Annotated in this window: 17 protein-coding genes; 10 read left to right on the top strand and 7 right to left on the bottom strand. The window is 73.4% G+C overall.

Annotated elements, in window-relative coordinates; genetic code table 11:
- Position 1: 1 nt before the first annotated feature.
- A complete protein-coding gene (locus tag ACWCQM_RS21830) occupies positions 2 to 460 on the bottom strand; it encodes a nuclear transport factor 2 family protein (protein ID WP_450916832.1) in 459 nt (152 codons plus the stop codon).
- A gap of 118 nt (positions 461 to 578) precedes the next feature.
- Here ACWCQM_RS21830 and ACWCQM_RS21825 point away from each other — a divergent pair, with 118 nt between their 5' ends.
- Positions 579 to 833, top strand: coding sequence for an acyl carrier protein (locus ACWCQM_RS21825; RefSeq protein WP_450916831.1), 255 nt, complete (start codon positions 579 to 581; stop codon positions 831 to 833).
- Here ACWCQM_RS21825 and ACWCQM_RS21820 read toward each other — a convergent pair.
- Entirely contained in the window at positions 815 to 1,867 is a 1,053-nt protein-coding gene (locus tag ACWCQM_RS21820) for an acyltransferase domain-containing protein (RefSeq protein ID WP_450916830.1), read from the bottom strand. The two genes, ACWCQM_RS21825 and ACWCQM_RS21820, sit on opposite strands and share 19 nt — an antisense overlap.
- Positions 1,868 to 2,042: 175 nt before the next feature.
- Here ACWCQM_RS21820 and ACWCQM_RS21815 point away from each other — a divergent pair, with 175 nt between their 5' ends.
- The 7 genes from ACWCQM_RS21815 (at position 2,043) to ACWCQM_RS21785 (ending at position 8,709) form a co-directional block, all read left to right on the top strand.
- Complete coding sequence (locus ACWCQM_RS21815; RefSeq protein WP_450916829.1) at positions 2,043 to 3,305, top strand: beta-ketoacyl-[acyl-carrier-protein] synthase family protein; 1,263 nt, start codon at positions 2,043 to 2,045, stop codon at positions 3,303 to 3,305.
- Positions 3,302 to 4,594 (top strand): ketosynthase chain-length factor, encoded by a 1,293-nt coding sequence (locus ACWCQM_RS21810; protein WP_450916828.1) that lies wholly within the window; start codon positions 3,302 to 3,304, stop codon positions 4,592 to 4,594. The genes ACWCQM_RS21815 and ACWCQM_RS21810 overlap by 4 nt, the downstream gene beginning before the upstream one ends.
- 90 nt (positions 4,595 to 4,684) lie before the next feature.
- Positions 4,685 to 4,942: an acyl carrier protein gene (locus ACWCQM_RS21805; protein WP_450916827.1), complete on the top strand. Its 258-nt coding sequence runs from the start codon at positions 4,685 to 4,687 to the stop codon at positions 4,940 to 4,942.
- A gap of 17 nt (positions 4,943 to 4,959) precedes the next feature.
- A complete protein-coding gene (locus tag ACWCQM_RS21800; protein WP_450916826.1) occupies positions 4,960 to 5,754 on the top strand; it encodes an SDR family NAD(P)-dependent oxidoreductase in 795 nt (264 codons plus the stop codon).
- Between the two features lie 174 nt (positions 5,755 to 5,928).
- The gene (locus ACWCQM_RS21795) at positions 5,929 to 6,918 is read left to right on the top strand and encodes an aromatase/cyclase (RefSeq protein WP_450916825.1); all 990 of its coding nucleotides are present in this window, start codon (positions 5,929 to 5,931) and stop codon (positions 6,916 to 6,918) included.
- Positions 6,915 to 7,862: an MBL fold metallo-hydrolase gene (locus ACWCQM_RS21790; RefSeq protein ID WP_450916824.1), complete on the top strand. Its 948-nt coding sequence runs from the start codon at positions 6,915 to 6,917 to the stop codon at positions 7,860 to 7,862. The genes ACWCQM_RS21795 and ACWCQM_RS21790 overlap by 4 nt, the downstream gene beginning before the upstream one ends.
- Complete coding sequence (locus tag ACWCQM_RS21785) at positions 7,855 to 8,709, top strand: 4'-phosphopantetheinyl transferase family protein (protein WP_450916823.1); 855 nt, start codon at positions 7,855 to 7,857, stop codon at positions 8,707 to 8,709. Before ACWCQM_RS21790 ends, ACWCQM_RS21785 begins: the two co-directional genes overlap by 8 nt.
- Here the strand turns inward: ACWCQM_RS21785 and ACWCQM_RS21780 are convergent.
- Together ACWCQM_RS21780 and ACWCQM_RS21775 are read right to left on the bottom strand one after the other, a co-directional pair.
- Positions 8,652 to 9,785 carry a hydrolase gene (locus ACWCQM_RS21780; protein WP_450916822.1) on the bottom strand — a complete coding sequence of 378 codons (1,134 nt, stop codon included), beginning with the start codon at positions 9,783 to 9,785 and terminating at the stop codon, positions 8,652 to 8,654. The two genes, ACWCQM_RS21785 and ACWCQM_RS21780, sit on opposite strands and share 58 nt — an antisense overlap.
- A gap of 233 nt (positions 9,786 to 10,018) precedes the next feature.
- Positions 10,019 to 10,615, bottom strand: coding sequence for a TetR/AcrR family transcriptional regulator (locus ACWCQM_RS21775; RefSeq protein ID WP_450916821.1), 597 nt, complete (start codon positions 10,613 to 10,615; stop codon positions 10,019 to 10,021).
- 133 nt (positions 10,616 to 10,748) lie between these two features.
- On the opposite strand from ACWCQM_RS21775, the gene ACWCQM_RS21770 reads away from it, so the two are divergent.
- Both ACWCQM_RS21770 and ACWCQM_RS21765 read left to right on the top strand, forming a co-directional pair.
- A complete protein-coding gene (locus ACWCQM_RS21770) occupies positions 10,749 to 11,216 on the top strand; it encodes a nitroreductase family deazaflavin-dependent oxidoreductase (RefSeq protein ID WP_450916820.1) in 468 nt (155 codons plus the stop codon).
- 3 nt (positions 11,217 to 11,219) lie between these two features.
- Positions 11,220 to 12,287 carry an aldo/keto reductase gene (locus tag ACWCQM_RS21765; RefSeq protein ID WP_450916819.1) on the top strand — a complete coding sequence of 356 codons (1,068 nt, stop codon included), beginning with the start codon at positions 11,220 to 11,222 and terminating at the stop codon, positions 12,285 to 12,287.
- Between the two features lie 69 nt (positions 12,288 to 12,356).
- On the opposite strand, the gene ACWCQM_RS21760 is transcribed toward ACWCQM_RS21765, so the two are convergent.
- Genes ACWCQM_RS21760 through ACWCQM_RS21750 form a run of 3 tightly spaced genes read right to left on the bottom strand, consistent with a single transcriptional unit; the run spans position 12,357 to position 14,312 of the window.
- Positions 12,357 to 12,815 (bottom strand): PPOX class F420-dependent oxidoreductase, encoded by a 459-nt coding sequence (locus ACWCQM_RS21760; protein ID WP_241839566.1) that lies wholly within the window; start codon positions 12,813 to 12,815, stop codon positions 12,357 to 12,359.
- Positions 12,816 to 12,819: 4 nt separating this feature from the next.
- A complete protein-coding gene (locus ACWCQM_RS21755; protein ID WP_450916818.1) occupies positions 12,820 to 13,236 on the bottom strand; it encodes a lipocalin-like domain-containing protein in 417 nt (138 codons plus the stop codon).
- Positions 13,233 to 14,312, bottom strand: coding sequence for a DUF6081 family protein (locus ACWCQM_RS21750; RefSeq protein WP_450916817.1), 1,080 nt, complete (start codon positions 14,310 to 14,312; stop codon positions 13,233 to 13,235). The genes ACWCQM_RS21755 and ACWCQM_RS21750 overlap by 4 nt, the downstream gene beginning before the upstream one ends.
- Positions 14,313 to 14,314: the final 2 nt, after the last annotated feature.

The raw sequence follows: 14,314 nt of genomic DNA, 5'->3' as shown, positions 1-14,314 counted from the left end.
CTCAGCCCTCCGTCAGGGCACGGACCGTCAGGTCGTCGCGCTCGATGTCCCGGGAACGGCTGCGCAGCGCACCGTCCACCCGGACGAGGGTGTCCCGGACGAAGCAGGTGGGCTCCACCAGCACGGAACCGTCGGCGGAGGCGACCGTCACCGTCGCGTAGTAGCTGGTGGACACCGTGCCGTCGTCCGCCTCCTCGACGGTCATCATGTCGAACCAGTGCCGGGGCTGCGCCCCGCCGAACCGGCCCGCCGCGCCCCGGGCGGCCCGCTCGATCGCCTCGGGGCCGCGCAGTTCACCGCCGCCGGCGGGCCGGAACACCGAGTCCTGGACGAACGAGGCGGCGAATCCGCCGAAGTCACCGCCGTCCATCCGGTGCATCTGACGGGCGTAGAACTGGGTCACCTCCACATGGAGTTCGGGCGAGGGAAGCTTGGGGCCTGAGGTCTCGTCGATGGTCATGGACCGATGCTGGAGGCCCCGGCTGGAGGCGGAATCGAGCGGCGGCGGAGTCACGCTGTCAGGCCCCCGTCGAGCGGGTCTCCACCCCCTGTCGAGTGCGGGCACCCACAGTGACCGCATGGCCGACTTCACCAGCACCGAGTTCCGCGACGTCGTGAGCGCTTGCTTCGGCGGAGCAACCAGCGAGGAGATCAAGGACTCCACGCTGGACACCGACTTCACCGACCTGGGCTTCGACTCGCTGACCGTGTACGAGATCGTCCTGCGCATCCAGGACGACTACGGGGTCACCATTCCCGACGACGACCTCGACGAGCTCAAGACCCCCGCCGCCCTCATCCAGTACGTCCGTGGTCAGCTGACCACGGTCTGACTTCCGGACTCCGCGAGCCGGTTCAGCGCCGCGGTGAAGACCCGCTCGTCCTCCGGGCCACCGCAGTCCCGGCCCCGGGCCAGCAGGGGAACGATCTCGCTGGCACCGTCCCGCACCGCGGGATGGTGCCGGGCGGGAGCGCTCAGGCTCCGGTCGGCGGAGCCGTCGAGCAGCAACAGACCCGGCCTGCGCCCCCAGGTGTCCAACAGCCACCGCAGCGCGGGCCAGTAGCGCACCGGGGTGGCCAGCTGGCCACCCCAGAAGTGCGGGTCCCGCGCCTGCCGCACGGTGACCGGGGCCGCCGTACGGGTCGAGACCACCGTGACCCCCGCCCGGGGTGCCCGCGGGCCGAGCGCCGCCAGTGCCTCCCCGTAGCGCAGCGCGCGGCCCGCCATGGCCGGGCTGTGGAAGGCGTGGCCCGAACGCAGGGCGCGTACCGTCGTGCCGCGCCCCCGCAGCAGCTCCGCCGTGGCCGCCAGCGCCGGTGCGGGGCCGGCCAGCACGGTCTGGCGCGGACCGTTCAGCGCGGCCACCGCCACACCGGGGCCCAGGGACGCGGGCAGGTCCTCCGCCGCGCCGGCCACCACGAGCATCCCGCCCCGTCCCGTGTCCGTCAGCAGCCGGGACCTGGCCCCCGCGAGCACCGCGATGTCCGCCGCGTCGAAGACCCCGGCGAGCACGGCCGCCGCCAGCTCGCCCACGCTGTGCCCGAGCAGCACGTCGGGCCCGGCGCCCGCGGCGCCCAGGGCCCGCCCCAGCGCGTGCCCGACGGCCAGCAGCAGCGGCTGGGTCACGGTGGAGTCGTCCATGTCAGGGCTCGGCGCCGGACGCAGCCACGCCGTACGCAGCCGCGCCCCGTCCCGCCCGCCGGCGGAGCGCCGCGACGGGTCCGAGCCGGAGAGGGCGTCCATGCGCGCGAAGAAGGCCTCCATGGGTTCGGTGAACTCCTCCCGCACGCCGTGAAGACCCGCGGCCATGCGTTCGCGCTGGGCGCCCTGACCGGGCAGCAGCAGTACCCGTCGACGTAACTCCACAGCTCCTCCTCGCCCGTTCGCCGGCCGTTCCGGCGGGCGGGCCGAGCCTCGCCCCGCCGTCTCGACACGGCCTGGAACGGCGGTGGACCGGCCGTTCCGGGGGCGCCAGCCGTATTCGAGCGGTGGTCGAGGAGCGGCACCGACAGTCGGAAGCAGCCGAACGAGGGGCAGGACAGTGAACCGAAGTGTCGCAATCACCGGAATCGGCGTCATCGCGCCGGGTGGGGTGGGGAAGAAGGCGTTCTGGGACCTCCTGGTCTCGGGCCGCACCGCCACCCGTACGATCTCCTTCTTCGACCCCTCCCGCTTCCGCTCCCAGGTCGCCGCCGAAGTCGACTTCGATCCACAGCGGTACGGGCTCAGCCCGCGGGAGGCCCGGCGGCTGGACCGGGCAGCGCAGTTCGCCGTCGTCAGCGCCAGGGAGTGCCTGGCCGACAGCGGCCTGGAATTCGTGAAGCTCGACCCCCACCGCACCGGTGTCAGCATCGGCAGCGCGGTGGGAGGCACGACCAGCCTGGAACGCGAGTACCTCGTCCTCAGTGACAGCGGCCGGCTGTGGGAGGTGGACAGCGACTACGTCTCGCCCCACCTCTTCGACGCCTTCGTGCCCAGCTCCCTGGCCGCCGAGGTGGCCTGGGCCGTGGGCGCCGAGGGGCCCGCCACGGTCGTCTCCACCGGATGCACCTCCGGGCTCGACTCCGTGGGTTACGCCCGTGACCTCATCGCCGAGGGCACCGCCGACGTCATGATCGCGGGTGGGGCGGACACACCGATCTCGCCGATCGCCGTCGCCTGCTTCGACGCCATCAAGGCCACCACCCCGCGCAACGACGACCCCGAGCACGCCTCACGCCCCTTCGACCGCACCCGCAACGGATTCGTGCTGGCGGAGGGGGCCGCGATGTTCGTCCTGGAGGAGCTGGAGCACGCCAGGGCGCGGGGAGCCCACGTCTACGGGGTGATCGGCGGCTACGCGACCCGCTGCAACGCGTACCACATGACCGGACTGCGCCCGGACGGCACCGAGATGGCCGACGCGATCCGGCACTCGCTGGACCAGGCACGCCTGGCGCCCGACCGGGTCGACTACGTCAACGCGCACGGTTCGGGCACCAAGCAGAACGACCGGCACGAGACCGCCGCCTTCAAGGAGACGCTGGGGGACCACGCCTACCGGGTGCCGGTCAGCTCCATCAAGTCGATGGTCGGGCACTCGCTCGGCGCCATCGGCTCGATCGAGATAGCCGCCTGCGCGCTGGCGATGGAGAACGGCGCCGTACCACCGACCGCCAACCTGCACGAACCGGACCCGGAGTGCGATCTCGACTACGTGCCCAACGAGGCCCGCGAGCACACCGTGGACAGCGTCCTGAGCGTGGGCAGCGGCTTCGGCGGCTTCCAGTCCGCCATGGTGATCACCCGGGGGGAGGCAGCGTGACCACGCACACCGCGCCCTCGGCCGCCCCCGCGACCGGCGGGACCACCGGACGGCCCGTCGCCGTCGTCACCGGCATCGGCGTCGCGGCCCCCAACGGCCTCGGCACCGAACCCTGGTGGCAGGCCACACTGCGGGGCGAGAGCGGCATCGGACCGGTCACCGACTACGACGCCTCCCGCTACCCGTCCCGGCTCGTCGGCCGGATCGCCGGCTTCGACGCGGCCGAGCACATCCCGGGCCGGCTGCTCCCCCAGACCGACCGGGTCACCCGGCTCGCCCTGGTCGCGGGCGCCGAGGCCCTGGCCGACGCCGGAGCCGACCCCGCCGAACTCGCCGGGCAGGACACCTACGGCGACTACTCCCTCGGAGTGGTGACCTCCAACGCCACCGGCGGCTTCGGATTCACCCACCGGGAGATCCGCAAGCTCTGGACCCAAGGGCCCCAACAGGTCAGCGTCTACGAGTCGTTCGCCTGGTTCTACGCGGTCAACACCGGCCAGCTCTCCATCCGCCACAAGCTGCGGGGACCGAGCGGCGTCCTCGTCTCCGAACAGGCGGGCGGCCTCGACGCCATCGGCCACTCCCGCCGCACCCTGGGCCAGGGCGTGAAGCTCTCCCTGACCGGCGGCATGGACTCCTCGCTCGACCCCTGGGGCCTGACGTCCCACCAGGCGAGCGGCCGGCTCTCCCGCGGCACCGACCCGGCCACGGCCTATCTGCCCTTCGACACCCGCGCCGCCGGACATGTGCCCGGCGAGGGAGGGGCGATCCTCGTGATGGAGGACGCCACGGCGGCAGAGGCGCGAGGCGCGCGGGTGTACGGCGAGATCGCCGGATACGCCGCCACCTTCTCCCCGCGCCCCGGCTCCGGACGACCGCCCGGCCTCGAACGCGCCGCGCGGCTCGCCCTCTCCGACAGCGGGCACACCGTCGACGACGTGGACGTGGTCTTCGCCGACGCGGCCGGGACCCGGGCGGGCGACGACGAGGAAGCCGCCGCCCTGGGCGCCCTGTTCGGGCCCTACGGCGTTCCCGTCACCGCCCCCAAGACCCTCACGGGCCGGCTGTACGGCGGGGGCGCGCCGCTCGACGTGGCGGCGGCGCTGCTCGCCCTGCGCGACGGCGTCGTCCCGCCCACGGCGGGCGTCGACCGTCCGGTGGCGGAACACCGGCTCGACCTGGTCCGGGACACGCCCCGCGAGACACGGCCCCGCACCGCCCTGGTGCTGGCACGCGGCCAGGGAGGCTTCAACGCCGCCGTGGTCGTACGTGCCCCCGGGGTCTCCTGACCGCCGCACGGCGGCACCCCACGACATCCACCCCACCCGGCCCGGCCTCCCGGCCGGCCGAAGACCCCGCCCCACACGAGGAGTTGTCCCATGGCAGTCATCACCCTGCACGACCTGGCCGGTGTGCTCACCGAGTGCGCGGGCTCCGACGAGGACGCCACCCTGACCGCCGAGAGCCTGGACGTGGCCTTCACCGACCTCGGCTACGACTCCCTGGCGCTCCTGGAGACGGCCGCGACCGTCCAGCAGCGCTACGGCGTCACGCTCTCCGACGACGAGGTCACCGGGATCGAGACCCCCCGGGAGTTCCTCGACCTCGTCAACCAGCCCGCCGCACAGGCCGCGTGAGAGGACGTAACCCCACCATGGACCAGGAACAGCGGACCACACGCGGCACCGCGATCGTCACCGGGGCGACCCGGGGCATCGGACGGTCCGTCGCCGAGACCCTGGGCGCGCTGGGGCACCCGCTCCATCTCTGCGCCCGTGACGGGGAAGCGCTCGCGCAGACCGTCAAGGAGCTCCGGGAGAGCGGACTCACGGTGGAGGGGCACGCGTGCGACGTCACCTCCGCCGAGGACGTGCGCGCGTTCGTGCAGTCGGCCGTCGACCGGTCCGGGCCGGTGGAGGTGCTGGTCAACAACGCCGGGAGGAGCGGGGGAGGGGTCACGGCCGAGATCCCCGAAGAGCTCTGGTTCGACGTGATCAACACCAATCTGAACAGCGTCTTCCTCGTCACCAAGCAGGTCCTGACGACCGGACGGATGCGGGAGCTGCCGCGCGCCCGGATCATCAGCATCGCCTCCACCGGCGGCAAGCAGGGAGTCGTCTTCGGAGCCCCCTACTCGGCGTCGAAGCACGGCGTGGTCGGGTTCACGAAGGCGCTCGGCCTGGAACTCGCCAAGAGCGGCATCACCGTCAACGCCGTGTGCCCCGGCTATGTGGAGACACCCATGGCGGGCAACGTGCGCGCGCACTACGCCCGTATCTGGGACACCACCGAGGAAGCGGTCCTCGAACGCTTCAACGCCAAGATCCCGCTCGGCCGCTACACCGACCCCGAGGAGGTCGCCGGCATGGTCGCCTACCTCGCTTCGGACGCCGCCGCGGCGGTCACCGCGCAGGCCATCAACGTCTGCGGCGGACTGGGCAACTACTGAGGCCCACCGGCACCACACCACCCGGGCCCACCGGCACCCGCACCCGCACATCCGCGACCCCGGCGCACACCCGCACCCGCACACCCGCACCCGCACACCCGCACCCGCACACCCGCACCCGCACCCGCACACCCGTACATCCCGGCACACACCCGGAATCTGGAGAGGCAACGCGTGGACACCACGACGCACGAGAGGCTCACGGACAGCCCGGCCGGCTCCGCCGAGCACATCACGGAGCTGGCCGCACCCGCCGGGCGCGCCTACGCGCTCATCGAGGACGTGGGCCGCTGGCCGCTGCTCTTCGCCCCCTGCATCTGGTCCCAGGAGCTGGAACGGGCCGACGGCGTCCAGCGCATCCGGCTCTGGGCGCTGGTCGGACACGAGGTGCGCAGCTGGACCTCGCGCCGGGTGCTCGACCCGGCGGGGCTGCGCATCGACTTCGCCCAGGAGAGTCCGGCGCCGCCGCTGACCGAGATGGCGGGGCACTGGCGCTTCGAGGACGGCACGCCCGGCACGCTGGTGCTCGGCCACCGCTGGAACACCACGGGCGGACCGGGCGAGGCCGACCGGATCGCGGCGGCGCTCGACGCCAACAGCGACGCGGAGATCGGCGCGGTCCGCACCTGGGCGGAGCGCGAGGAGGCACCGGACTCGCTGATCCTGACGTTCAGCGACAAGGCGATCGTGACCGCCCCGGCGGCCGAGGTCTACGACTTCCTGTACCGGGCCGATCTGTGGCCCGGCCGGCTGCCGCACGTCGCGGGGCTCGATCTGGAGACCGTCCCGGCCGAGGACACCGCGGCCGGTGCCGATGTGCAGACGATGGACATGCAGACATCGGCGGCCGACGGCAGCACCCACAGCACCCAGTCGGTGCGGCTGTGCTTCGCCGGTGAGCGGATCGTCTACAAGCAGACGACCCCGCCGCGCGGGCTGCTGGCCCACTCCGGCGCCTGGATCGTCACCGAGGTGCCCGGAGGGACCAGAGTCACCGCCCAGCACTCCGTGGCCGTGGACCCCGAGGCCCTCGACGCCGTATTCGGCGCGGGCACCACCACCGCGCAGGCCCTGGAGCGCGCACGCGACATCATCGGAGCCAACAGCAGGGGCACCCTGCGCAGTCTGGACGAGTTCCTCGGCGGCGCGGAGGACGGCCGGTGACCGCCGCCGTCACCGGGGCGCCGCCCGGGACCCACGGCCGGCTGGAGGAGGTGGCCGACGGTACCTTCGCCTACATCCAGCCCGAAGGCGGATGGTGCGTCAGCAACGCCGGGATCCTGCTGGAGCCGGGACGCGGCGGACGCCCCGTCCTCGTCGACACCGCGGCCACCCTGGCGCGGGCCCGGGCCCTGGGCGCGGCCCTGCGCGGACTCACCCCGGAGTCCCCCCGGATGATCGTCAACACCCACTTCCACGGGGACCACACCTTCGGGAACTCCGCACTCGCGGGCCCGGACACCGTCGTCGTCGCCCACGAACGCACCCGGAGCGAGATGGAGGCCGCCGGGCTGGGGCTGACGGGCCTCTGGCCCGATGTCGACTGGGGTCATATCGAGCTGCTGCTACCGGAGCTGACGTATCGTCATGAACTGACGTTGCATCAGCAAGAGCGCCGGATCGAGCTGATCCATCCCGGTCCCGCGCACACCACCAACGACACGCTCGTCTGGCTCCCGGACGAGCGCGTACTGTTCGCCGGTGACATCGTCCTGCCCGGGTGCACCCCGTTCGTGCTGATGGGATCCGTCGCGGGCAGCCTCGGCACCCTGCGCCTCATGCGCGAGCTGGAGCCGCTGACCGTCGTGGGCGGCCACGGACCGGTGGCGGGACCCGAGGAACTCGACGCCACCGAGGCGTACTTCCTCCGCCTCCAGGAGATCGCGGCGGACGGCAGGGCCGCCGGGCTCACCCCGCTCCAGCTCGCCCGTGAAGCCGGTCCCGGAGAGTTCGGCGGGCTGCGCGACCCGGAGCGGCTGGTCGCGAACCTGCACCGTGCCTACTCCGAACTGGCCGGGGAACCCCTCGGCCGCGAGCTGGACGTGGTGTCGGTCTTCGGCGAGATGGTCACGTACAACGGCGGTGTCCTGCCCCGCTCCCATGCCTGAACGGCCCCTGCCGGAAGGGCCGGTGGCACCGGCGGGCGTCCCGTCACCGGGACTGTTCGACGGGCTGCTGCCGGACGGGGCGCACGCCGCCGAGTGCTTCGGCGACCCGGCTGGGCTGCGCCCGTACCCGGAGGAGGAGAACCGGCTCGGCGAGGCGGTGGTGGACCGGCGGCGCCGGGAGTTCACCACCGCCCGCTGGTGTGCCCGCAGGGCGCTCGCCGCCGCGGGGGCGCCCACCGCCGACGCGCCTCTGCGGAGCGGGCGGCGGGGCGAGCCGCTGTGGCCGGCCGGGTTCACGGGCAGCATCACGCACAGCGCCGGCTACCGGGCGGCCGTCGCCGCACCGTCCGGCGGACTCGGCGTACCCGGAAGCGAGGGCCGTGACGCGCCCGGGATCGATGCGCCCAGCCACGACGCCCCCGGGTACGGCGCATCCATGTACGGCGCTCCCGCGTACGACGCACCCAGGTACGACGCTCTCGGGATCGACGCGGAACGCGCCGTCCCCCTGTCGCCCGCCGTGGCGGCGGCCATCGCCTCGGACGAGGAGGCGGCGCACCTGGCGGCGCTGCCACCGGTCGCGGGGCTGCCCTGGGACACGCTGCTGTTCAGCGTCAAGGAGGCGGTCTACAAGGCGTGGTTCCCCCGGGCCGGGGTGCCGCTGACGTTCCGATCGGCGCGGGTCGTCCTCGCTCCGGACGGGGACGGCGGAACCACGGGCTCCCTGACGGCCGGGCCGGCCGGACCCGCTCGCGGGGCCCGGCCGGCTCCTCCCGTGCTGTACGGCCGCTACCGCGCCGCTTCCGGGCTGCTGGTCTGCGTGGTCCACAGCCGGCCCTCCGCGTAGGACAGCGCCGCCGCGTCGAACTGCAACGCGATGTGCGTGGCCGACGCGTTGACGTCCCGCCAGTGCCGCTGCAACGGCTGGCTCTCGCCGAATCCGGTCGTCCCGCCGTTCGCCGTCAGCCGGTTGACCGCCTCCGCCAGCATCCGCACGGAGAGCGCGGTGTCGCGCAGGGTGCGCCGTATCCGCTCCGGAGTGATGTCCGCCCCGAGGTCCGCGGTGCTCGCGCACCGTTCGAGCAGCAGCCGGGCGGCGTCCGTCTGCCCGGAGGCGTGCGCGAGCACCCCCGCCAGCGCCTCCCGGCTGGGCCCGGGCGCCTCCGGCCGCAGCACCGCCGCCCGCGCCTTGACCTCCGCGTACGCCGTCCAGTGGCCCAGCGCCCCCTCGACCGCGCCGAGCAGCGGCGCGGCGAAGGAGAGGCCGTTGGAGGCCTCCAGCGGAACCCGGTGGCAGGCGGCCGTGGCGGCGACCGGGCTGCCGGTCAGCAGGTCGCCGCGGGCGAAGGAGCGCGGTGCGGGGACGAACACGTCCGAGGCGACGACGGTGTGGCTGCCGGTGGCCCGCATGCCGGCGCTGTCCCAGGTCTCCACCACACGCACCGCGTCCCGGGGCACCGCGAAGACCCGGGGGGCCTCCCCGTCGGCCAGGGTGGCGCAGAGCAGCAGCCAGTCCGCGTACGTCACCGCGCTGACGTACGGCCAGCGGCCCGACAGCGTGTGGCCGTCCGCGGCCGGCGCGGCCTTGCCGAAGGGGGAGAGGGAGCCCGCGACCAGGGCGTCGGGGCCCTGCTCCCAGACCGCCCGCTGCCCCTCGGCGGGCAGATAGGCCGCCATCCGCCCCAGGTTGGCCGCCAGCGAGGCGCACCAGGCGGTGGCGGGACACGCGGCACCGGTCCGTGCCACGGCGTCGGTGAGTTCCGCGAAGGTGCCCTCGGTGCCGCCGAAGGCGCGGGGTGCGAAATGGCGGGCGAATCCGGCCGCCAGCAGGAGCTTGACCACGTCGGGGTCGAGCCTGCGGGCCTCCTCGGCCGTCCGCGCCGATGCCGCCGCCTGTACGGCCAGTTCCTCGGTGTCCAGCATTGGTGTGCCTCCCCATGGACCGCGTCGTGCGCCCCGGCGGCCCCGCCGGCCGGCACCTCGCGCTCCGGGCGGCCGTACCGGCGGCCCGCGTCCGCGCACCCGTCACGGCCACGCTTCCGTCCGGCGCTGGAAGGCGGCTGGAGACCTGCTCGACAGGCACCGTCGGGCCGCACGTCGCACTGTCCGGCCCTTACGTCTCGCTGCCCGGCCACGTCACACCGTCCGGCCGTCCCTCAGCCGCCGTCCCCCGGCGGCAGCGGCGGCAGCACCCCCCGCAGCAGCTGGTCGAGGCCCGCCTTGAGCCGATCCGGCGTCAGCCCGCCCGTGCCCAGCTGGTGGTCGATCAGGCTGGGGGCGAAGGGCGCGAGCAGGGCGTCCGCCAGATACGAGGCGTCCGCGTCCGGGCGCAGCGCGGCCACCAGTCCGCTCGCGTGCGCGTGCTGGAAGGCGTACGAGGCGTGGCGGTAGCGCGCCGCGGGCGAGCTGGACTCGGCGAGCAGCAGCAGAGGGCGCTGCGCGACGGACAGGTCGACGAGCGCGTGCAGGAAGGCGCGCAGCCGCTCCTCGGGGCCGGCCGGCGGCCCCAGCGGCGGCGGGCCGGACGCCACCCGGGCGCGGAAGAGCTCGTCCTGCTCCTCCAGCAGGGCGAAGACGAGGCCCGCGCGGTCACGGAAGCGCCGGTAGACCGTGCCGACCCCCACGTCCGCGGCCCTGGCCACCTCGTCCAGTGCCAGGCGCTCCACGTCCCCGTCCGCCACCATGCGGGCCGCGGCGGTGAGGATACGGCGGCGGTTGCGCGCCGCGTCGGCGCGTTCGGGTGTTGCGGGCATGGCGTGAGCATAGTTCCGCCGCTCCAGCGGCTCGCGAGGCAGTTCCTTGCGAAGTGGAAGTTTTTCCGCTTAGGCTCGGCGCAGACCACGCCGCAGAAGTGCTCCGCATGTCATGAGCGAGAGGAAGTCCCCCATGGCTCCTGTGCAGTTCGACCCCGCGCCCACCGCACCCGCCGAGGGCGACCCGGGTGCGTACAACCTTCAGGTCATCCAGCAGTTCCGGGAGAACGGGGGCAAGGTCGGAGGCCCCTTCGAGGGCGCGGCGCTCATCCTGCTCACCACCCGGGGCGCGAAGTCCGGCCAGGCCCGCACGGTGCCCACGCTCTACTTCGCCCAGCCCGACGGCAGTCTGCTGATCTTCGGCAGCAACGGCGGCGCCGACACCCACCCGGCCTGGTACCACAACGTCAAGGCCGACCCGAAGGTCACCGTCGAGTCCGGCGACGAGATCTACTCCGCCGTCGCCCGCGAGGTGCCGCCGGGCAGCGAGGAGCGCGAGCGCCTCTTCGCCGAGGCGTCCTCCGAGGTCCAGGCCTTCGCCGACTACCAGGCGCAGACCGAGCGCCAGATCCCGCTGGTCGTCCTGTCCCGGAAGGACTGAGCCGTGCGCCATACGCTGCTGGGCAGGACCGGTGTCCGGATATCCCGGCTGGCGCTCGGCACGATGACCTTCGGCGACGACTGGAAGCTGCCCGGGGCGGTGCACGAGCGCATCCTCGGGCAGTACGCCGACGCCGGGGGCAACTTCATCGACACGGCCGACGAGTACGGCGACGGATCGGCGGAGACGACGCTCGGCAAGCTGCTGGCCGGGCGCCGGGACCAGTTCGTCCTCTCCACCAAGTACACGATGCAGACACGGCCGGGCGATCCGAACTCCGCGGGCAACCACCGCAAGAACCTGGTGAGTTCCCTGGAGGCCAGCCTGCGCCGGCTGGGCACCGACCGGCTCGACATGCTCTGGGTGCACGCCCGGGACACCCTCACCCCGGTGCCCGAGGTGATGCGCGCCCTCGACGACCAGGTGCGCGCGGGCAAGGTGCTCTACGTCGGCGTCTCCGACTGGCCCGCCTGGGAGGTGGCCCAGGCCAACACCATGGCCGAGCTGCGCGACTGGTCTCCGTTCGCCGGACTTCAGATCAGGTACAACCTGCTCGAACGCACCGTCGAGCGTGAACTCCTTCCCATGGCACACGCCTTCGACCTCCCGGTGTTCGCCTGGGGGCCGCTCGCCGACGGCCGGCTCACCGGCAAGTACCTGCGGTCCGAGGGCGGCCGGCTGGACCATGTGGCCTGGGGGCAGGGCGGCAGGGGCCCGGGGGACGAGGTCGTGGAGGAGACCGTGCGCGTCGCCGAGGAGGCCGGCCTCAGCCCCGCACAGGTGGCGCTCGCCTGGCTGCTGTCCCGGCCCGGCAACGTGGTCCCCCTCCTCGGCGCGACCAAGGAGGAGCAGCTCGCCGACAACCTGGCCGCCGTCGACGCGGTCCTGGAGGACGAGTGGCTGGAACGCCTGGACCGGGTCAGCCGGGTGGCACCGGGCTTCCCGCACGACTTCCTCCGCTTCCCCGCGATGCGCGACGCGATCTACGGCGACGGCTGGCAGCAGGTCGACCATCTCCGCACCACCGCGCGGCGCGCCCCGGCCGACGACGTGTACTCCACGGGGGGATGAGCGGGCCGCGCCACGACACCGAGGCGGCGGAGGGGAGTTGTTCCCCTCCGCCGCCTCACGTGTGGCCGGTCACCGGTTCTCGACGTTCACCGTCTCCGACAGATTCACCTTGGCCACGACCGACTCGACCTTGACCCGCACGACCACACCGTTGGGGATCGTGAAGCGGTCGGAGAACTCCTCCTCGCGCGCCCGCCCGTGGTAGCGGCCGCCGATGCGGGCGGTCCAGGCCCGCAGTTCGTCCACGTCCTCGCTGAGCGTCGCCCGCCCGCGCACCAGCACGAAGGAGAACGGCGGACGTTCGTCGTCCCACAGCATCGCGATCCGGCCGTCCCGCTGGAGGGAACGGCCCTTCACGCTGTCCTTCTGGCAGGTGTAGATGATGTCCTCGCCGTCCATGATGACGCCGACGGGGACGACGTGCGGGCTGCCGTCCTTGCGTACCACCGAGGCCTTCGCGGTCCTCGGCGGATCGGCCATGACGAACTCCTGCCACCAGCCCTCGGGGGCATCCACGTATCGGGGCACAGGCCTACTCCTTCTCGCGCTGTCGTGTGTCTTCGTCGCGGGCGCGCCGCCAGGTCAGGACGCGCTCGGGGGCCCGGCCGCCCACCGGGTTCACGGCGGTGCCGCGCAGTGACAGCGTCCTGCCGTCGAGCGCGGCCCGGCGCACCTGCCGGGTGCCCGCCATCCGCGGATGCGCGCTGACGACGACCTCGTGGGTCATCTCGTCGCCGGCCAGCCGCCACCGGCCCGAGTACCCCATGAAGGTCTCCTGGGCCGGGCCGTCACCCGTCTTCATCATGCTCACCGCGACATGACCGTCCGCGGTGTAGATCAGCAGCCCCTCCGGCGCCTCGCCCAGAGGGCCCGCGACCGTCGACCCGTCCTCGTCCAGCTCCGTGTACGAGGCGAGTCGCCACACCCCGACGACCTCCAGGGGGGTCATCGAAGGCGCCTGCTGGAGACCTTGTACGGACCGAGCCGGAAGGACGCGCCCTGCCCGAAGAGCCGCCCCGCGTCCGTGCTCAGCTCGTCGGCGAAGTCCTGTTCCTCGGGCTCGCCCACCGAGGGCCGGTAGTACGTCGTGTGCGTACGGGACGAGAGGCGCACCAGCCCCCGGCCGGTCGGCCAGGAGGCGTCCAGCAGGGTCAGCAGCCCCATGCCGGGGTTGAGCTGCCGAGGCCGGATCAGCGTCTCCTCGCCGCCCTCGTCGAGCGTCGCCGTCGCCCGGTCCAGCCGGAAGCCGATGCGGTCCACCCTGAACACCTCCCGGCCGTCCAGCAGCCAGCGCACCACGCCGGCGGAGCGGTCGTAGGCGATGCCGAAGTCGTGGACGTCCTCGGGCCGGCGTGTGGCCAGCGGCACCGTGTGCGCGAACGAGGCGTAGTCGCCCAGCTCGCCGCGCATGAAGGTGGGACGGCCGTACCAGGCGTAGATCCGCTTGTTGGTGACGACGAAGTCGAAGGAGACGGACGTCTCCGGATCGGTGGTCAGCATCATCGCGGACGCCAGGCGCAGATCGTCCTCCGGATCGCGCACCGCGTCACCGAACGGGTGGCCCCCGGTGCCGTGGGTGCGGCCGGTGAGCCGGGTCTCGAAGAGCAGCTCGTGTCCGTGATGGGCGTCGAAGCCGGGGTGGCCGCTCGTCGCGGTGTGACTGGTGTACGCGATGAACTTGGCGTGGTCGCCCGAGCCCGGCATCCCGATCGGGTTGTCGGCGGGGATGGTCTGGGTGAACGCGGGCTCGCCGGTCTCCGGGTGGGTGCCGCGCGCCCGCACCGAGAGCTCGCCCCTGCGGGTGGTGACGATCCCGTCGTCGGCCCGGTACGGCCCCCCGGCCACATGGAACCAGCGGGCGTCGGGGCCGTCGGCCACGAAGCCGTCGGCGAAGTCGTCCCAGACCCGGTGGTAGTCGTGGCCGCGCCGCCCGGCGGTCGCCGTGCCCGGCGTGGTCATGACGGTGCCCAGAGCGGCGGCGGCCAGGAGCAGGCCGTGCCGGGAGACGAATGTTCTGCGCGGCATCG

This window comes from Streptomyces sp. NPDC002125 (assembly GCF_053593715.1).
This window is presented reverse-complemented; position numbering and strand designations above follow the sequence as displayed.